Origin of the sequence: Pseudomonas sp. KB_12, assembly GCF_052114545.1 — a bacterium.
Classification (GTDB): domain Bacteria; phylum Pseudomonadota; class Gammaproteobacteria; order Pseudomonadales; family Pseudomonadaceae; genus Aquipseudomonas; species Aquipseudomonas brassicacearum.
Genome location: NZ_JBFREY010000001.1, coordinates 1 through 17,088 on the forward strand (window position 1 = coordinate 1; position 17,088 = coordinate 17,088).

General features: G+C 59.3%; 18 protein-coding genes. 13 read left to right on the plus strand and 5 right to left on the minus strand.

Annotation, left to right across the window (positions count from 1 at the left end; all coding sequences use genetic code 11):
- Positions 1 to 415: 415 nt before the first annotated feature.
- Positions 416 to 1,636: a CaiB/BaiF CoA transferase family protein gene (locus AB4Z20_RS00005; RefSeq protein ID WP_442089093.1), complete on the minus strand. Its 1,221-nt coding sequence runs from the start codon at positions 1,634 to 1,636 to the stop codon at positions 416 to 418.
- Positions 1,637 to 1,649: 13 nt separating this feature from the next.
- Entirely contained in the window at positions 1,650 to 2,831 is a 1,182-nt protein-coding gene (locus tag AB4Z20_RS00010; protein ID WP_014335919.1) for an acyl-CoA dehydrogenase, read from the minus strand.
- Between the two features lie 156 nt (positions 2,832 to 2,987).
- On the opposite strand from AB4Z20_RS00010, the gene AB4Z20_RS00015 reads away from it, so the two are divergent.
- From AB4Z20_RS00015 to AB4Z20_RS00060, 10 genes are all read left to right on the plus strand, one after another.
- Positions 2,988 to 3,884 carry a LysR family transcriptional regulator gene (locus tag AB4Z20_RS00015; protein WP_214511220.1) on the plus strand — a complete coding sequence of 299 codons (897 nt, stop codon included), beginning with the start codon at positions 2,988 to 2,990 and terminating at the stop codon, positions 3,882 to 3,884.
- A 434-nt stretch (positions 3,885 to 4,318) separates the two neighbouring features.
- The gene (locus AB4Z20_RS00020) at positions 4,319 to 5,440 is read left to right on the plus strand and encodes a Re/Si-specific NAD(P)(+) transhydrogenase subunit alpha (protein WP_258690136.1); all 1,122 of its coding nucleotides are present in this window, start codon (positions 4,319 to 4,321) and stop codon (positions 5,438 to 5,440) included.
- A 15-nt stretch (positions 5,441 to 5,455) separates the two neighbouring features.
- Positions 5,456 to 5,779 carry an NAD(P) transhydrogenase subunit alpha gene (locus AB4Z20_RS00025; RefSeq protein ID WP_003187010.1) on the plus strand — a complete coding sequence of 108 codons (324 nt, stop codon included), beginning with the start codon at positions 5,456 to 5,458 and terminating at the stop codon, positions 5,777 to 5,779.
- Positions 5,779 to 7,215: an NAD(P)(+) transhydrogenase (Re/Si-specific) subunit beta gene (locus AB4Z20_RS00030; protein ID WP_253470741.1), complete on the plus strand. Its 1,437-nt coding sequence runs from the start codon at positions 5,779 to 5,781 to the stop codon at positions 7,213 to 7,215. Before AB4Z20_RS00025 ends, AB4Z20_RS00030 begins: the two co-directional genes overlap by 1 nt.
- 199 nt (positions 7,216 to 7,414) lie before the next feature.
- Positions 7,415 to 8,908 carry an acetyl-CoA hydrolase/transferase family protein gene (locus AB4Z20_RS00035; RefSeq protein ID WP_442089094.1) on the plus strand — a complete coding sequence of 498 codons (1,494 nt, stop codon included), beginning with the start codon at positions 7,415 to 7,417 and terminating at the stop codon, positions 8,906 to 8,908.
- Positions 8,909 to 9,227: 319 nt separating this feature from the next.
- Positions 9,228 to 9,443 (plus strand): DUF1127 domain-containing protein, encoded by a 216-nt coding sequence (locus AB4Z20_RS00040; protein WP_003187014.1) that lies wholly within the window; start codon positions 9,228 to 9,230, stop codon positions 9,441 to 9,443.
- 343 nt (positions 9,444 to 9,786) lie between these two features.
- Complete coding sequence (locus tag AB4Z20_RS00045; protein ID WP_212798431.1) at positions 9,787 to 10,104, plus strand: DUF2388 domain-containing protein; 318 nt, start codon at positions 9,787 to 9,789, stop codon at positions 10,102 to 10,104.
- A 106-nt stretch (positions 10,105 to 10,210) separates the two neighbouring features.
- Positions 10,211 to 10,519 carry a DUF2388 domain-containing protein gene (locus tag AB4Z20_RS00050; protein ID WP_253470737.1) on the plus strand — a complete coding sequence of 103 codons (309 nt, stop codon included), beginning with the start codon at positions 10,211 to 10,213 and terminating at the stop codon, positions 10,517 to 10,519.
- Positions 10,520 to 10,546: 27 nt separating this feature from the next.
- On the plus strand, positions 10,547 to 10,867 hold the full coding sequence (locus tag AB4Z20_RS00055; protein WP_003187020.1) for a DUF2388 domain-containing protein: 321 nt from the start codon (positions 10,547 to 10,549) through the stop codon (positions 10,865 to 10,867).
- Complete coding sequence (locus AB4Z20_RS00060) at positions 10,864 to 12,825, plus strand: DUF7844 domain-containing protein (protein WP_442089095.1); 1,962 nt, start codon at positions 10,864 to 10,866, stop codon at positions 12,823 to 12,825. The genes AB4Z20_RS00055 and AB4Z20_RS00060 overlap by 4 nt, the downstream gene beginning before the upstream one ends.
- Before the next feature lie 149 nt (positions 12,826 to 12,974).
- On the opposite strand, the gene trpA is transcribed toward AB4Z20_RS00060, so the two are convergent.
- Both trpA and trpB read right to left on the minus strand, forming a co-directional pair.
- A complete protein-coding gene (gene trpA / locus AB4Z20_RS00065; protein ID WP_058544931.1) occupies positions 12,975 to 13,787 on the minus strand; it encodes a tryptophan synthase subunit alpha in 813 nt (270 codons plus the stop codon).
- Positions 13,787 to 15,019 carry a tryptophan synthase subunit beta gene (trpB, locus tag AB4Z20_RS00070; RefSeq protein WP_092150691.1) on the minus strand — a complete coding sequence of 411 codons (1,233 nt, stop codon included), beginning with the start codon at positions 15,017 to 15,019 and terminating at the stop codon, positions 13,787 to 13,789. The genes trpA and trpB overlap by 1 nt, the downstream gene beginning before the upstream one ends.
- A 112-nt stretch (positions 15,020 to 15,131) precedes the next feature.
- On the opposite strand from trpB, the gene AB4Z20_RS00075 reads away from it, so the two are divergent.
- Entirely contained in the window at positions 15,132 to 16,049 is a 918-nt protein-coding gene (locus tag AB4Z20_RS00075; protein WP_253470733.1) for a LysR family transcriptional regulator, read from the plus strand.
- On the opposite strand, the gene AB4Z20_RS00080 is transcribed toward AB4Z20_RS00075, so the two are convergent.
- Positions 16,022 to 16,348: a DUF883 family protein gene (locus tag AB4Z20_RS00080; protein ID WP_003196426.1), complete on the minus strand. Its 327-nt coding sequence runs from the start codon at positions 16,346 to 16,348 to the stop codon at positions 16,022 to 16,024. The two genes, AB4Z20_RS00075 and AB4Z20_RS00080, sit on opposite strands and share 28 nt — an antisense overlap.
- 155 nt (positions 16,349 to 16,503) lie before the next feature.
- Here AB4Z20_RS00080 and AB4Z20_RS00085 point away from each other — a divergent pair, with 155 nt between their 5' ends.
- Entirely contained in the window at positions 16,504 to 16,719 is a 216-nt protein-coding gene (locus AB4Z20_RS00085) for a dodecin (protein ID WP_003196424.1), read from the plus strand.
- Positions 16,720 to 16,833: 114 nt separating this feature from the next.
- On the plus strand, positions 16,834 to 17,055 hold the full coding sequence (locus AB4Z20_RS00090; protein ID WP_253470731.1) for a DUF1161 domain-containing protein: 222 nt from the start codon (positions 16,834 to 16,836) through the stop codon (positions 17,053 to 17,055).
- Positions 17,056 to 17,088 lie beyond the last annotated feature (33 nt).

The following is a 17,088-nucleotide window of genomic DNA, read 5'->3' on the forward strand; positions in this document are numbered from 1 at the left end:
ATCTGTCAAGCGGTTATTTTCAGAAGTTTTCAAAGTTTCCTTTGCAACTTCAACCACTTGCGCTTCCGATCTCTCGTTAGCGGGAGGCGAATTCTACAGCGTTACTCGCTGCTGTCAACACCTCTTTTTCACCGCTTTCGACCGAGAAGATCGAATCGCCGATAGAGCCAAACAACACCGCTCTACCTGCTCCTTCCGGGCCTCGATGAACTGAAGCCCAACACCTTCGAAACCTACTTAACTCATTGAATCTCAAGGAGTTTTCCGTTTCGACTGCGCCGGAAGTGGGGCGAATTATAGACTTCCAGAATCTGCCGTCAACACCTTTTTTAGCTTTTCTATCAATAAGTTGCGCAACACTGGCAAACCCGCTGCTTTCGCCCTTAAGAACCGCCCTCTATATAGAAGAGAAGACTCAAAGAACCCCCGCCTCCCTGAACGCCATCACCGCGGCTTCGTCCAGCCCCAACACTCGCTGCAACACCTCCAACGTATGCTCCCCCAATAAAGGGGGCGCATTGCGATATTCCACCGGCGTCTCGGAGAGTCGAATCGGACTGGCCACCTGCGGCACGCTACCTGCCAGTACGTGAGGTAATTCCATCGCCAATCCACGCGCCTGCACCTGAGGATCGGCAAACACCTGGGCAAGGTCGTTGATTGGCCCACACGGCACGCCCGCCTGCTCCAATTGAGTCACCCACTCGGCAGTGGTCTTGAACACTGTCGCCTGGCGAATCAACGGAATCAACACCGCCCGATTCGCCACCCGCAGTTTGTTTGTGGCAAAACGCGGATCGTCAGCCCATTGCGGTTGACCGGCAACCTCAGAAAACTTTCGGAACTGGCCGTCATTACCCACCGTAAGGATGAAATCGCCATCGGCGGTAGGAAAATCCTGATAGGGCACGATGTTCGGATGAGCATTGCCCAACCGCTTCGGCGCATTACCTGTGGTCAGGTAATTCATCGCCTGATTGGCCAGGCAAGCCACTTGAACATCCAGCAAGGCCATATCGATGTGCTGGCCGCCGCCGGCATGATCCCGATGAGCCAGCGCCGCCAAAATAGCAGCAGCCGAATACAGCCCCGTGAGGATATCCGTCAGCGCGACCCCCACCTTCACCGGTCCCGCCCCGTCATCGCCCTCAGGGCGGCCAGTCAGGCTCATCAGCCCCCCCAGCCCCTGAATCATGAAGTCATACCCGGCACGCTTGGCATAAGGGCCCGTCTGGCCAAACCCAGTGATCGAGCAATAGATCAATTGCGGATTGATCGCCTTTAGCGACTCATAGTCCAGACCATAAGCCGCGAGCCCGCCAACCTTGAAGTTCTCGATCAGGATGTCGGACTTGGCCGCCAGCTCTCGCACCAGCCGCTGCCCCTCTGGACGCGTGAAATCGATGGTCACCGACTGCTTGTTGCGATTGGCCGACAGATAATAAGCAGCCTCGGTCGTGTTCTCGCCTCGGGCATCCTTCAGGAAAGGAGGTCCCCAGGCGCGCGTGTCGTCACCATTGCCGGGACGCTCGACCTTGATGACATCAGCCCCCAGGTCCGCCAGGATCTGTCCGGCCCACGGCCCGGCCAGGACCCTCGATAAATCCAATACCCGCAGATGCGAAAGCGCGCCCATGAACGTTCCCCTATTAATAGAACGCCTGGATACCGGTTTGCGCACGCCCCAGGATCAGAGCGTGAACGTCGTGCGTACCTTCGTAGGTGTTTACGACTTCCAGGTTCACGAGATGACGAGCGATGCCGAACTCATCGGAAATACCGTTGCCGCCCAGCATGTCCCTCGCCATGCGAGCGATATCCAGGGATTTGCCGCACGAGTTGCGCTTCATGATCGAAGTGATCTCGACCGCCGCGGTACCCTCATCTTTCATACGCCCCAGGCGCAAGCATCCCTGCAGGGCCAGCGTGATTTCGGTCTGCATGTCGGCCAGCTTCTTCTGAATCAACTGATTGGCAGCCAGCGGACGCCCAAACTGCTGGCGGTCCAGCGTGTACTGGCGAGCGGTATGCCAGCAGAACTCAGCGGCTCCCAAGGCCCCCCAGGAGATGCCATAACGCGCCGAGTTCAGGCAGGTAAACGGGCCCTTCAGGCCACGGACATCCGGGAAGATGTTCTCTTCCGGAACGAATACGTTGTCCATCACGATTTCGCCAGTAATGGAGGCGCGCAGGCCGACCTTGCCATGAATAGCTGGCGCACTCAGCCCCTTCCAGCCCTTCTCAAGGACGAAGCCGCGGATGTCGCCAGCGTCGTCCTTACCCCAGACGACAAAGACGTCGGCGATCGGACTGTTGGTAATCCACATTTTGCTACCCGTCAGGCTGTAGCCACCTTCCACTTTGCGCGCACGAGTAATCATCGCGCCCGGGTCGGAACCATGGTTCGGCTCGGTCAGACCAAAGCAACCGATCCATTCACCAGACGCCAGCTTCGGCAGATACTTCTGTTTTTGCGCCTCGGTACCGAATTCATTGATCGGCACCATGACCAGCGAGGACTGCACACTCATCATCGAGCGATAACCGGAGTCGACGCGCTCGACTTCACGAGCGATCAGGCCATAGCTGACGTAATTCAGCCCGCTGCCGCCGTACTGTTCAGGAATGGTTGCCCCCAGCAGGCCCACTTCACCCATCTCGCGAAAAATCGCCGGGTCGGTCTTTTCATGGCGGAACGCTTCCAGCACCCGCGGCGCGAGCTTCTGCTGGGCGAACTGCTCAGCAGTGTCGCGGATCATGCGTTCTTCTTCGGTGAGCTGCTGATCCAGCAACAATGGATCGATCCAGTTGAAGCTCGCTTTACCGGCCATGAAAGAGTCCTCGCCAATTAAATGAAAATCGTGGATTGATCCTAGGCGCGGTTTCCTACAAGGGCAAACGAGGATTGCGCACTATCTTGTGCTAATTTCTCACTCCGTAAACGCCATAAACCCCGTTTATGTCGATATTGAGTGAGGCTTGCGTACATGCGCCGTAAAATCCCCAGCACCACCGCCCTGATCAGTTTCGAAGCAGCTGCACGCCATGAGAGCTTCACCAAGGCGGCGCACGAGCTTTCTCTTACGCAAGGCGCTATCTGCCGACAGATCGCCAGCCTGGAAGACTTCCTCAGCGTGGAGCTTTTCCGCCGCTCACGTCGAGGCGTCAAACTGACCGAAGCCGGCCTTTCCTACAGCCGTCGAGTTGCCACCCAACTGGACGCCGTCGAGCGCGACGCTCTTTCAGTGATGGGGCATACCGGTGCGAACGTGATCGAACTGGCCGTGGTTCCAACCTTCGGCACTCAATGGCTGCTACCACGCCTCAAGGATTTCCAGCAGCAGCATCCGGAAGTCACCGTCAACCTGACCAACCGCACACGGCCCTTTCTCTTCGCGGACACAGAGTTTGATGCCGCCATCTATTTTGGTGATGCGGACTGGTCCGGTACCGAATCCCACAAGCTGATGGGAGAAAATCCGATGCCGGTATGCAGCCCTACCTTACTGGGCGGCCGGACGAGCCTGACACCTGAGGCCATCGCCGAATTGCCCTTGCTCCAGCAGACCACTCGCCCGTATGCGTGGCGCCAGTGGTTCAACGCCCAGAACCTGAACATTGCACGAGACCTGACAGGCCCGCGTTATGAACTATTCTCCATGCTTGCCCAGGCGGCCATGCACGACATGGGCATTGCGCTGATTCCGCCCTTCTTGATCCAGCGCGAGCTGGCAGAGAAACGACTGGTCGTAGCCAACCGCAGCGCGCTATCGAGCATCAAGGCCTACTACCTGATGATTCCAGAGCGAAAGGTCGAATCCGCCTCTCTCCGAGCTTTTCGTGACTGGCTCGTGAAGCAGGCCACTGGCTATCTACTTGATTAAAAAGGAAAAACCCAAAGCTTACTTAGGTAGTCAACTAACAAAGGTCGCTACAGATATAAGTTTATGTCGCATTCAGTCAATCTGTTATGAAGCCCGTGCAGTAGTCTCCAAAGCGTTTAAATACATGGCTTTGAGCCATATTGCGCAACACATCAGGGCCTATTCATCTGGCCGATGGGAAAAGTTGTCAATTTGAACCTGAATCCTTGGAAAGCACGGCCCACAAGGGATGCCGATCGATAATTGCGACATTCGGTCACAGGGTGACTTGTAGTTAATTTTCCGTCACCCGTCATAATCCCTTGAAGGGCTGAATTTTCGCCTGCAAAATGCCGCGCCCCGCCTGGTTTGGCGGGATCGTGCTGATCGGCCGCCCCAGCCGCACCATCCGAAGTGCCTGGGTTTACTCAATAAGATCACGCAGGAGATTTGACGTGCACATTGGTGTTCCCCTCGAAACCCAAACGGGTGAAACACGGGTTGCTGCTACCCCGGAAACCATCAAGAAGTTGATCGGCCAAGGCCATAAAGTCACTGTTCAAAGCGGCGCCGGCATCAAGGCCAGCGTTATCGACAGTGCCTATGAGGCAGCGGGCGCAAGCATTGGCAGTGCCAGTGATGCACTCGGGGCCGAGCTGATCCTCAAGGTGGTTGCCCCCAGCGACAGCGAACTGGCGCTGATCAAGAGCGGCACCGTTCTGGTGGGCATGCTCAATCCGTTCAACAACGAAACCATCGCCAAGCTGGCCGAACGCGGTATTACCGCTTTCGCCCTTGAGGCCGCGCCACGTACCTCCCGTGCCCAAAGCCTGGATGTGCTGTCGTCTCAAGCGAACATTGCCGGCTATAAAGCCGTGCTGCTGGCCGCCCACCACTACCCGCGCTTCATGCCGATGCTGATGACCGCCGCAGGCACCGTGAAAGCGGCGCGCGTGCTGATTCTCGGGGCAGGCGTGGCCGGGTTGCAGGCGATAGCCACGGCCAAGCGCCTGGGTGCGGTGATTGAAGCCTCGGATGTGCGTCCGGCGGTCAAGGAACAAATCGAATCCCTCGGTGCCAAGTTCGTCGACGTGCCTTACGAAACCGACGAAGAGCGTGAATGCGCCGTCGGCGTCGGCGGTTACGCCCGGCCGATGCCGGCCAGCTGGATGCAGCGCCAGGCCCAGGCCGTGCACGAGCGCGCCAAGCAGGCGGACATCGTCATCACCACCGCACTGATTCCGGGCCGCAAGGCACCGACGCTGCTGAGTGCCGAAACTGTCGCGCAGATGAAACCCGGCTCGGTGGTCATCGACCTCGCGGCAGCCCAGGGCGGTAACTGCCCGCTGACCGTGGCCGACCAGGTCGTGATCGAGAATGGCGTGACCATTTGCGGTCCGACCAACCTGGCCGGTGAAGTCGCGGCAGACGCCTCGGCGCTGTACGCCCGCAACCTGCTGGACTTCCTGAAGCTGGTCTTCACCAAGGAAGGTCAGTTCGACGTGAACCTGGAAGACGACATCGTTGCCGCGTGCCTGATGTGCCGCGACGGCCAAGTCATCCGCAAAAACGCCTAAGCAGGGATTCAGACAATGGAAGAGCTTATCTCCCCCGGTATCTACAACCTGATCATCTTTGTGCTGGCAATTTATGTCGGTTATCACGTGGTCTGGAACGTAACACCCGCGCTGCACACGCCGTTGATGGCGGTAACCAACGCCATTTCGGCGATCGTGATCGTCGGCGCCATGCTCGCTGCCGCGCTGACCGTAACGCCTCTGGGCAAGACCATGGGAACCCTCGCCGTGGCCCTGGCCGCGGTCAACGTATTCGGTGGCTTCCTGGTGACGCGCCGCATGCTTGAGATGTTCAAGAAAAAAGCCCCGAAAGCCGTAAAAGAAGAGGCGCCCAAGTAATGAGCATGAACCTGGTAACGACGCTCTACCTGATCGCGTCGATCTGCTTCATCCAGGCCCTCAAAGGCCTGTCGCACCCCACCACCTCACGCCGTGGCAACCTGTTCGGCATGCTCGGCATGGCGCTGGCGGTGCTCACCACTGTGGGCCTCATCTATAAGCTCGGTGCCGAGCTGGCAACTGCCGGCATCGGCTACGTCATCGTCGGCCTGCTGATCGGCGGCACCGCCGGCTCAGTCATGGCCAAGCGCGTCGAGATGACCAAGATGCCGGAGCTGGTGGCATTCATGCACAGCATGATCGGCCTGGCGGCGGTGTTCATTGCTGTAGCAGCAGTCGTCGAGCCGCAATCCCTGGGCATCGTCAAGCAACTGGGTGATTCGATTCCGGCCGGTAACCGCCTGGAACTGTTCCTCGGCGCAGCCATTGGTGCAATTACCTTCTCCGGTTCGGTGATCGCCTTTGGCAAGCTCTCGGGCAAGTACAAGTTCCGTCTGTTCCAGGGCGCACCGGTACAGTTTGGTGGCCAGCACAAGCTCAACCTGATCCTGGGCCTGGCAACGCTGGGCCTGGGCCTGACCTTCATGTTCACTGGCAACCTCGGCGCGTTCGCCTTGATGCTGGCCCTGGCCTTTGTACTGGGCGTGCTGATCATCATCCCGATCGGCGGCGCGGACATGCCGGTGGTGGTCTCGATGCTCAACAGCTATTCCGGCTGGGCCGCAGCGGGCATTGGCTTCTCGCTGAACAACTCGATGCTGATCATCGCCGGTTCGCTGGTAGGTTCGAGCGGTGCGATCCTGTCGTACATCATGTGCAAGGCGATGAACCGTTCGTTCTTCAACGTGTTGCTCGGCGGTTTCGGCAACACAGCAGATGCTGCTGGCCCGGCTGGCTCCAAAGAAGCCCGCCCAGTGAAATCTGGCTCGGCTGACGACGCGACCTTCCTGCTGACCAACGCCGACACGGTGATCATCGTCCCGGGCTACGGCCTGGCGGTGGCACGGGCGCAGCACGCGCTGAAAGAACTGACCGAGAAGCTGACCCACCACGGCGTAACCGTCAAATACGCGATCCACCCGGTGGCCGGTCGCATGCCTGGGCACATGAACGTGCTGCTGGCCGAGGCCGAAGTGCCTTACGACCAGGTCTTCGAGATGGAGGACATCAACTCCGAGTTCGGCCAGGCCGATGTGGTGCTGGTGTTGGGCGCCAACGACGTGGTCAACCCGGCGGCGAAGAACGATCCGAAGTCGCCGATTGCCGGCATGCCGATCCTCGAGGCCTTCAAGGCCAAGACCATCATCGTCAACAAGCGCTCGATGGCCAGCGGCTATGCGGGCCTGGACAACGAGCTGTTCTATCTCGACAAGACCATGATGGTGTTCGGTGACGCCAAGAAGGTCATCGAGGACATGGTCAAAGCAGTGGAATAACGCTCACGGCTTCGCCATCAACGCCCCGACTCGTCGGGGCGTTTTGATTTGTATCAAGGCCTAACGTTACCGATCCGGTAATAATGTTTTGCCTGAAACGCCCGTAATAGAGGCCTTAAATGCGACCTTTGTAGCGGGTCGGGCACCGCGCGAATTCACTAGACTGCGCATCTTGCTTTCCAGCCCGAGATAACAACCTATGTACCGTGATCGCATCCGCTTGCCTTCGTTATTGGATAAAGTGATGGGTGCTGCCGAAGCAGCCTTGTTGATTCAGGACGGCATGACCGTCGGCATGAGCGGCTTTACCCGCGCCGGAGAAGCGAAAGCAGTGCCCCACGCCCTGGCTGAGCGCGCCAAAGTCACTCCGCTGAAAATCAGCCTGATGACGGGTGCGAGCCTGGGTAACGACCTCGACAAGGAACTCACCGAGGCCGGCGTGCTGGCGCGACGCATGCCATTCCAGGTCGACAGCACGTTGCGCAAAGCGATCAACGCAGGCGAGGTGATGTTCATCGACCAGCATCTCTCGGAAACCGTTGAACAACTGCGCAACGGCCAGCTCAAGCTGCCCGACATTGCCGTGATCGAAGCGGTGGCCATCACCGAGCAAGGGCATATCGTACCGACCACATCGGTAGGTAACTCGGCCAGTTTCGCCATCTTCGCCCGGCAAGTGATCATCGAGATCAACATGGCCCACAACCCGAACCTGGAAGGGCTGCACGACATCTATATCCCGACTTATCGCCCGACCCGCACCCCCATCCCCCTGGTGAAAGTCGACGACCGTATTGGCAGCCCCGCCATCCCGATCCCGCCGGAAAAAATTGCCGCCATTGTCATCACCAACCAAGGGGACTCGCCTTCGACCGTCGCGCCTCCGGACAGCGACACCCAGGCCATCGCCGATCACCTGATCGACTTCTTCAAGCAGGAAGTTGCAGCCGGGCGCATGACCAACAAGCTCGGGCCCTTGCAGGCCGGGATTGGCAACATCGCCAACGCCGTGATGTGCGGGCTGATCGATTCCCCGTTCGAAGACCTGACCATGTATTCCGAGGTCCTGCAGGACTCGACATTTGACTTGATCGACGCTGGCAAGCTGAGCTTCGCCTCCGGCAGCTCTATCACGCTGTCGAGTCGACGCAACGCCGATGTATTCGGAAACCTGGAAAGATATAAGGACAAACTGGTCCTGCGCCCGCAGGAAATCTCCAACCATCCCGAAGTCGTACGCCGCCTCGGCATCATTGGTATCAACACCGCGCTGGAGTTCGACCTCTACGGCAACGTCAACTCCACCCATATCTGCGGCACTCGGATGATGAATGGCATTGGCGGTTCGGGGGATTTCGCCCGCAACGCCCACTTGGCGATTTTCGTCACCAAGTCGATTGCCAAGGGCGGCGCCATTTCCAGTGTCGTGCCGATGGTCAGCCATGTGGACCATACCGAACACGATGTCGACATCCTGGTGACCGAGATCGGCCTGGCCGACCTGCGTGGCCTGGCGCCAAGGGAGCGGGCACGGGTGGTCATCGACAACTGCGTGCACCCGTCCTACCGCCAAGCGTTGAATGATTATTTCGAAGCCGCGTGCGCCCTGGGTGGGCATACCCCGCATATCCTGCGCGATGCACTGAGTTGGCACGTCAACCTCGAAGAAACCGGGCGCATGTTGGCCGTCTGATACAGCTGGATCACCGCTATCGCAAATACAGTTTTGATTGAAGGCCGTCACTCGAGCCTGATGCGACAAAAACTGTACTGCTGTACCGGTGTTTTCTTACAGTCTTTTCCCACAAAACATCGGACACTCACCTAAAACGCACCAATATCGTGCAGACAAGTACAGTTGCTTCAATATTGACCAGTACACCGCTCTTTAACAGTTAACTGGTCTCTCACAATACAGGTGAACTGTATCTAGAGAGACTGGCCAAACGAGAGGATCATGGGCACCAGTTAAACCACTACCTAATCCCGCCACAAGCGGAAGGATGTCAACCATGGAACGTACACTCAGTTCCGAGCTGTTTTTCGAAGACAAAGCTGAAAAAAACCAGGCTTCCCTGCCTCTTCGTGTTATCGCTAACCTGATGTTGTGGCAGCGCCGCATCGCCAGCCGCCACCAACTGGCTCGTCTGGATTCGCGCCTGCTGGCTGACGCCGGTATCAGCGAAGCACAACGTTACGAAGAGCTGAGCAAGCCGTTCTGGCGCTAACTCAGCGTCGCTGGCCCTGACCCACCGGGTCCACCGCCAGCACCGAATTGAACAAACAAGACCCGTCGCGGGAAACCGCGACGGGTCTTGTCGTTTCCGGGCCCGTTTTTTTGGAAGACCGGAGAGAGATAACAGTTTCGTATAATTTAAAAATATACCAGTACAGTTCATCTTGAGCCGTAGCGCCCAATGCGGGCATCATGCTGCCGATGACCACCGCAAGGGCTGTCAGCCAACGCGTTCTGTCCTAATATCGATGCCAACGTGGCGAAGCGAGTCGAGCATGCGTCTCTTCTTCCAGCTACACGCACCGGCATCACCTCATCCTTCAAGGAGTTTCCTCATGATCCGTCTTCGCCTGCTCAGCGCAGTTGCCCTGCTGGCCGTAGCCGCCCACTCCAACGCCAGCAGCTTTATCGTCACCACTGACTCCATTGTCGGCGCACTCAAGGCCTCGTCCGACGCGACCTCCGATGCAACCTCATCATTGCGGGACAACAAGATCGTTCAAGCCGCCCGTGATGACGCTGCCAGCTTCGTGGCCAGCGAAGGCGCCATCCGTGGTGTGAAACTGGAAAGTGCCCTGGATTACATCCGCCAGCAGGCACCACAGCTCAACGCCACCGATGCACAACTGGCCCAGGCCATCCTGGTGATCTGATGCAACATGAAACATCGGGCGCCAAATGGTGTTCCGATGTTTCAACGCTGGCTCTGGTCCGCAGGTTTGCGCTAGCCTTCGGGCTCGCCATCAACCGTCGAGTCCCATGCGTTTTTACTCAGATCTGTTCATCGCGTCTTTCTTCGTAGTTTTTTGCTGGTCTGTTCCGGCCCATGCTTTCGATGTGTCCACCCAGCAAGTGGTGCTCAGCGGCTATGCCACGAGCATGGTGACCTCTGCGCCCTTCGACCATAAACTGATCGTCGCCGCTCACGATGACGCTGCGGCCTTCATTGCCAGCGACGGGCAGTTGCGAGGTGCACAACTGGAATCGGCCCTGGATTACCTGCGCCGGACCCAGCCAAAACTTCACGTCAGCGACCTTGAACTGGCACAAGCAATTCTCGTCCAATAGTTATCCTTATTTCTCCGGAGTCGTTCCATGCGTAGCCCGCTGATTGCTGCCGCCCTAGGCCTGCTGGTGTTGGCCGATGTGGCCCAGGCACATACCCTGGTAGCCACCAGTAACATCATCGTTCGCGCTTCCCAGCGCACGATTGATTTCACTTCCGACACCACCACCTCCATCCGTGATTCGAAAATCGTCCGCGAAGCCCACGACGATGCGGCCAGTTTTGTCGCCAGCAATGGTGAAATTCGTGGCGCTCATCTCGAGGCCGCCTTCGACACCTTGCGCACCCGCGTGCCGGAAGCCCGCGACGCCAGTGACCAGGTTCTCGCCGAAGCCATCCTCGCATTGTGAGGCGGTTCGCCGCCTGGCTGGCGGCCGGGGTCTTGCTGCTCACGGGCAGCATGGCCCAGGCCGGCCTGCAACTGCACCTCAACACCGAAGGGCTGAGCCCGGCGCAACAGCAGGCCAGCCAGGCGCTGCTCGATGAAGCCATGCAGGCGCTGCCGCCGCGCTTCATCGAGCAGCTGGACCGACGCATCAACGTCGGCTGGACCGACCAGATGCCGGCCAACGCCTACGGCCAGGCCTCGCTGGTGTCGCAACTGGACCTCAACAGCAACCTGCTCGACAGCCTTGTCGACGGTAGCGCCGCGACGCAAAAGACCCATCGCCCCCACGGCACCGTGCGACGGGAAATGCTCGCCACCGTCCTGCACGAACTGACCCACATTTATGACCGCTCGCGTCTATGGCCAGATGCCGAGCGTGCGCTGATCCAGCGTTGCACTCGACGCAACAGCAGCGCCGGCTTGATCGGCCTTCCCGATGAATGCCGGGGCCAGAACGACCGCCGCTTCACCCTCAGCGATGATCCTCGGTTGCTGGACCTCGCCGGCTGGCCACAATACGTCGGCCGGCGCGGTGAGCGGGAACAGCACAACCGCCAAGTCGTCCGCAGCCCGGATCTCTATGAAACGAGCAGCCCCAAGGAGTTCGTCGCGGTCAACATGGAGTACTTTCTCCTCGACCCGAGCTACGCCTGCCGACGCCCCGCCCTGTATCGCTATTACCAGGAACACTTCGGCTGGGCACCCGCCGCCAAGGACTCCTGCGCCAAATCGTTCGCGTTCCTCAACGCCGGCAACGACTTCGCCAAGACGCCACTGGGCAAGGTCGATCCCGAGCGGGTCTATGCCATTGATTACCTGCTGGCCGAAGCCAACCAGAACTGGGTGAGCCGCTGGGGCCACAGCATGCTCCGGCTGGTGATCTGCGCACCGGGTCGCCCACGTGGCCCCGACTGCCGACTGGATCTGGACCAACACCTGGTGCTGTCGTACCGCGCCTTCGTCGGCGATGTGCAGCTGTCGAGTTGGGACGGGCTGGTCGGCAAGTACCCGTCGCGCCTGTTCGTATTGCCGTTGGCCCAGGTGATCGATGAATACACCAAGACCGAGCTGCGCAGCCTGGCATCGGTGCCGCTGAACCTGTCGCGCACCGAGATCGAGGAGACAGTCGAGCACGCCGCCGAAATGCATTGGAGCTACGACGGCAACTACTACTTCCTGTCCAATAACTGCGCCGTGGAAAGCTTGAAGCTGCTGCGCAGCGGCAGCAATAACGCGCAGCTCAACGGCCTGGACAGCATCATGCCCAACGGCTTGCTGGAAGTCCTCAAGGGCCGAGGCCTGGCGGATACCAGCGTGCTGGATGATCCCAAGGAAGCCTTGCGCCTGGGCTACCGATTCGACTCATTCCGCGAGCGCTACCAGGCGATGTTCGATGTGCTGAGGAAGTATCTGCCGATCAAGCAGCAAACGGTGGAAGACTGGCTGGCCCTGGACGCCGCCGAACGCCGCGTCTGGTTCGAACAGGCCGACCTGCGCACCAGCGCAGCGCTGTTGCTGCTGGAACAGGCCAGCTATCGTCGGCAACTGCTGTTGGCGCAGGATGAAGTCAAACAGCGTTATCTCGGAGCCCGTGAATTGCAGAATGGCGGCATGGAAAGGGCTAACGCGACGCTGCAGCAGATTCTCGCCAACAGCGGCTTCCTGAGCCGTCCGGCCGAACTGCTGGGCAGCAGCGGCTACGGCTTGCCGCAACCCAGCGAGTGGCAACGCTTGGAATCGGAAAGCAGCTTGCGTCAGAAACAGCTTCAAACGCTGACAGGCGACCTGGACAAGGAAGTCCGGGCATTGCTTGAGCCGAGTCGCGCCGCTGAAATTGCTGCCAGCGAGGCCAATGTGAAAGCGGTCGGCGAGCATTTGCGCAAACTGCACAAGGCCGGGGGCGGGTTGGAGTTGCCCTGATCCCATTGTGACGAGGGTGCTTGCTCCCGCTGGGTCTGTAGGAGCTGACGAGCGAAGCGAGGCTGCGATCTTTTCACTGCCCATTGAGTCTGGAGCGGAAGATCAAAAGATCGCAGGCTTCGCCAGCTCCTACTGAGCCGAACCAGGAATCAGCCTAGACGCGCCTTGCGCACACCATCAGCCAGGGCGGCACACAAGCTCAACACGCCATCAATCGCCTGTTCCGACGTATCGGCATTGGCGATATGGTCGATCAGCGCCGAGCCAACCACCACCCCATCAGCCAATCGTGCGATGGCCGCAGCCTGCTCCGGCGTACGAATGCCGAAACCAATGCTGATCGGCAAATCGGTGTGGCGACGCAGGCGCGCCACAGCTTCTTCCACATGCTCCAGCGTCGCGGCACCGGCACCGGTCACACCCGCCACCGACACGTAATATACAAAGCCCGAACTGCCGTTGAGCACCGTCGGCAAACGTACATCGTCGGTGGTTGGCGTGGTCAGGCGGATGAAGTCCAGGCCAGCCGCCTGGGCCGGTTCGCACAGTTCGCTGTTGTGCTCGGGCGGCATGTCCACAACGATCAGGCCATCCACGCCAGATTCCAGCGCCTCGCCAATGAAACGCTGCACGCCATAACGGTGGATCGGGTTGAAGTAGCCCATCAGCACCAGCGGAGTCTCGCTGTTGTCTTTGCGGAACTCACGAACCATCTGCAGGGTTTTCGCCAGGTTCTGCTGGGCGCCCAAGGCACGAATATTCGCCAGTTGGATCGCCGGGCCGTCGGCCATCGGGTCGGTGAACGGCATGCCCAGCTCGATGACATCGGCACCGGCAGCTGGCAGGCCCTTGAGGATTGCCAGCGAGGTGTCGTAGTCCGGGTCGCCAGCCGTGACAAAAGTCACCAGGGCGGCGCGGTTCTGTTCCTTGAGTTCGGCAAAACGGGTTTGCAGGCGGCTCATCAGTGTTTCTCCTGCTGGGACTGTTCCATGTGATGCATCACGGTTTGCATGTCTTTGTCGCCACGGCCGGACAGGTTGACCACCATCAGGTGATCTTTCGGCAGATTGGGTGCGCGTTTGAACACTTCCGCCAGGGCATGGGCGCTTTCCAATGCCGGAATGATCCCTTCCAGTCGGCAGCATTTGTGAAAGGCTTCCAGGGCTTCGGCGTCGGTCACCGAGGTGTACTGGACGCGGCCAATGTCGTGCAACCAGGCGTGTTCCGGACCGATACCGGGGTAGTCGAGACCTGCGGAAATCGAATGGGCGTCGATGATCTGACCGTCGTCATCCTGCAACAGGAAGGTGCGGTTACCGTGCAGTACACCGGGTACGCCGCCGTTCAGGCTCGCTGCATGCTTACCGGTCTCGATGCCATAACCGGCGGCTTCAACGCCGATGATCTCGACACTCTTGTCGTCCAGGAACGGGTGGAACAGGCCCATGGCGTTGGAGCCGCCGCCGATGCACGCCACCAGGCTGTCCGGCAGGCGACCTTCCTGGGCTTGCAGTTGATCGCGAGTTTCCTTGCCGATCACGGCCTGGAAGTCACGCACCATCGCTGGATACGGATGCGGGCCAGCCACGGTGCCGATCAGGTAGAACGTGCTGTCGACGTTGGTGACCCAGTCGCGCAGTGCCTCGTTCATTGCATCTTTCAGGGTACCGGTGCCAGCGACCACCGGGATCACTTCAGCGCCCAGCAGCTTCATGCGGAACACGTTGGCCTGCTGGCGCTCGATGTCGGTGGTACCCATGTAGATCACGCAATCGAGGCCAAAACGCGCGGCCACGGTGGCGGTCGCCACGCCGTGCATGCCGGCACCGGTTTCGGCGATGATGCGTTTCTTGCCCATGCGCCGCGCCAGCAGGATCTGGCCGATGCAGTTGTTGATCTTGTGCGCGCCGGTGTGGTTCAGCTCTTCACGCTTGAGATAGATCTTGGCACCGCCACAGTATTCGGTCAGGCGCTCGGCGAAATAGAGCGGGCTTGGACGACCGACGTAGTCGCGCTGGAAGTAGGCCAATTCCTCAATGAAGGCAGGATCTTCCTTCGCCACTTCATATTCGCGGGCCAGATCAAGGATCAGCGGCATCAGGGTTTCGGCCACATAGCGGCCACCGAACGCACCGAACAGGCCGTTGGCATCGGGACCGCTGCGCAGGTTGAAAGGGGTCGTGGACTGGGTCATCGGGCGCTCCAAGCAAATGCGTTGAAAGACAATGAGGTTCACTCTACCCCTGACATCCCCCACTGAAAACCGATAAGATCGCCATAACCTGTCAGAAAAACTCACAGATAACATGCGCCACGACCTTCCCCCCCTCAATGCCTTGCGCGCCTTCGAGGCCACCGCCCGCCTGAACAGCGTAAGCCAGGCCGCCGAACAGCTGCACGTCACCCATGGCGCTGTAAGTCGACAGCTGAAGGTGCTGGAAGAGCATTTAGGCGTCAGCCTGTTCATCAAGGATGGACGCGGCTTGAAACTCACAGATGCCGGCATGCGCCTGCGGGATGTCAGCGCCGATGCTTTCGAGCGACTGCGTGGTGTTTGTGCGGAGCTGACGCAAAGTACAGCCGATGCCCCGTTCGTCCTGGGCTGCTCGGGAAGCTTGCTGGCACGCTGGTTTATTCCCCGCCTGGGCAGGCTCAATGCCGACCTGCCGGATTTGCGCCTGCACCTGTCCGCTGGCGAGGGCGACCTGGACCCCAGGCGACCGGGACTGGACGCCTTGCTGGTATTCGCCGAACCACCCTGGCCGGCCGACATGCAGGTGTATGAACTGGTGAGCGAGCGGATCGGCCCCGTAATGAGCCCGCACTACGCCGGATTCGCCCGCCTGCAGACCGCACCGGCCAGCGCGCTGCTGGATGAATCATTGCTGCACACCACCTCCCGCCCACAGGCGTGGCCGACCTGGGCACAGCAAAACGACCTTGATCCCCGGGCATTGAAGTTCGGGCAAGGATTCGAGCATCTGTATTATTTGCTGGAGGCCGCCGTAGCGGGGCTCGGCGTGGCGATCGCGCCCGAGCCGCTGGTGGCTGAGGATGTGCGCGCCGGTCGCCTGGTCGCGCCGTGGGGTTTCGATGAAACGGCGGCGCGACTGGCGTTGTGGCTACCCAAGCGCGCCGCAGATGGACGCGCTCGGCAATTGGCCCAGTGGCTCAGGCATGAGCTGAGCCAACCGACTCAGTCACCGCGTTTGCACAGCAAGTAAGCAGCCAGCAAACCAAGCGCACCGACCGCGACGCCGGCCGTGGTCCATGGATGTTCCTGCGCGTAGTCGCGTGTGGCGATCCCGGTTTCACGGGTTTTCACCTTGACCTCTTCATACGCGTCGCTGAGCAGATGGCGAGAATGTTTCAGGGCGTTCTCGGCATTGGCCTTGAGCGACTTGAGGGTCTTACGCGACTCGTCCGAAGCGTCGTCCTTCAGGCTTTCCAACGACTTGAGCAGACTCTCGATCTCCGCTTCCATGCTTTGCAACGAGGCTTTGCGTAACGAATTGCTGGCCATGGTGGCTCTCTCCTGCAGTGGTTGAGTGGCGTGTGTGAATTGGGACTGCGGTCGTTTCTGAAAGTGCAGTAAATCTGAACTTCAGCGCGCAAACGGCGACACACGTATGACGAAAAATCGCTGCTAGGCTGTTAAAAACAACCAAGGAGAACCTCATGAGTGATCATCACACTTACAAAAAAGTCGAGCTGGTCGGCTCGTCTCCCACCAGCATTGAAGACGCCATCAATAACGCCCTGGCCGAGGCCAGCAAAAGCCTCAAGCACTTGGAGTGGTTCGAAGTCACGGAAACCCGCGGACACATCGAAAACGGCCGGGCCGCGCACTTTCAGGTCACCCTCAAAGTCGGGTTCCGGATTGTGAATAGCTGAGGAACGATGAACTTGCACGCTGGCGGAGTGCCATAGGGAATGGCGATGCGCTATGGTATGCGCATTCTGTTTTTCCAATACCTGCCCTATTGATCCGACCAAGGAGTGCGAGCGATGAACAAGTTGATGGTAGCCCTGGGTTTGCTGAGCCTTGCCGGTGGTGCATTTGCGGCCGGCAAGCCCTGCGAAGAGCTGAAAAGCGAAATCGCGGCGAAGCTGGATGCCAAGGCCGTGTCAGGTTATTCGCTGGAAATCGTCGATAAAGGCGCAGCGACCGACGGAAAAGTCGTAGGCACCTGTGAGGGCGGTACGAAAGAAATCGTCTATAAAAAGTGATTCTTTTCGAACGTCAAAGCCGACGCAGTGCGT

Excerpts from the sequence above, each read along its gene's own strand:
- AB4Z20_RS00025 (WP_003187010.1), top strand. The coding sequence starts at position 5,456 with ATGGAAGAGCTTATCTCCCCCGGTATCTACAACCTGATCATCTTTGTG.
- AB4Z20_RS00055 (WP_003187020.1), top strand. The coding sequence starts at position 10,547 with ATGCGTAGCCCGCTGATTGCTGCCGCCCTAGGCCTGCTGGTGTTGGCC.
- AB4Z20_RS00045 (WP_212798431.1), top strand. The coding sequence starts at position 9,787 with ATGATCCGTCTTCGCCTGCTCAGCGCAGTTGCCCTGCTGGCCGTAGCC.
- AB4Z20_RS00005 (WP_442089093.1), bottom strand. The coding sequence starts at position 1,636 with ATGGGCGCGCTTTCGCATCTGCGGGTATTGGATTTATCGAGGGTCCTG.
- AB4Z20_RS00035 (WP_442089094.1), top strand. The coding sequence starts at position 7,415 with ATGTACCGTGATCGCATCCGCTTGCCTTCGTTATTGGATAAAGTGATG.
- AB4Z20_RS00080 (WP_003196426.1), bottom strand. The coding sequence starts at position 16,348 with ATGGCCAGCAATTCGTTACGCAAAGCCTCGTTGCAAAGCATGGAAGCG.
- AB4Z20_RS00075 (WP_253470733.1), top strand. The coding sequence starts at position 15,132 with ATGCGCCACGACCTTCCCCCCCTCAATGCCTTGCGCGCCTTCGAGGCC.
- AB4Z20_RS00010 (WP_014335919.1), bottom strand. The coding sequence starts at position 2,831 with ATGGCCGGTAAAGCGAGCTTCAACTGGATCGATCCATTGTTGCTGGAT.
- AB4Z20_RS00015 (WP_214511220.1), top strand. The coding sequence starts at position 2,988 with ATGCGCCGTAAAATCCCCAGCACCACCGCCCTGATCAGTTTCGAAGCA.
- trpA (WP_058544931.1), bottom strand. The coding sequence starts at position 13,787 with ATGAGCCGCCTGCAAACCCGTTTTGCCGAACTCAAGGAACAGAACCGC.
- AB4Z20_RS00085 (WP_003196424.1), top strand. The coding sequence starts at position 16,504 with ATGAGTGATCATCACACTTACAAAAAAGTCGAGCTGGTCGGCTCGTCT.
- AB4Z20_RS00090 (WP_253470731.1), top strand. The coding sequence starts at position 16,834 with ATGAACAAGTTGATGGTAGCCCTGGGTTTGCTGAGCCTTGCCGGTGGT.
- AB4Z20_RS00050 (WP_253470737.1), top strand. The coding sequence starts at position 10,211 with ATGCGTTTTTACTCAGATCTGTTCATCGCGTCTTTCTTCGTAGTTTTT.
- AB4Z20_RS00030 (WP_253470741.1), top strand. The coding sequence starts at position 5,779 with ATGAGCATGAACCTGGTAACGACGCTCTACCTGATCGCGTCGATCTGC.
- AB4Z20_RS00040 (WP_003187014.1), top strand. The coding sequence starts at position 9,228 with ATGGAACGTACACTCAGTTCCGAGCTGTTTTTCGAAGACAAAGCTGAA.
- trpB (WP_092150691.1), bottom strand. The coding sequence starts at position 15,019 with ATGACCCAGTCCACGACCCCTTTCAACCTGCGCAGCGGTCCCGATGCC.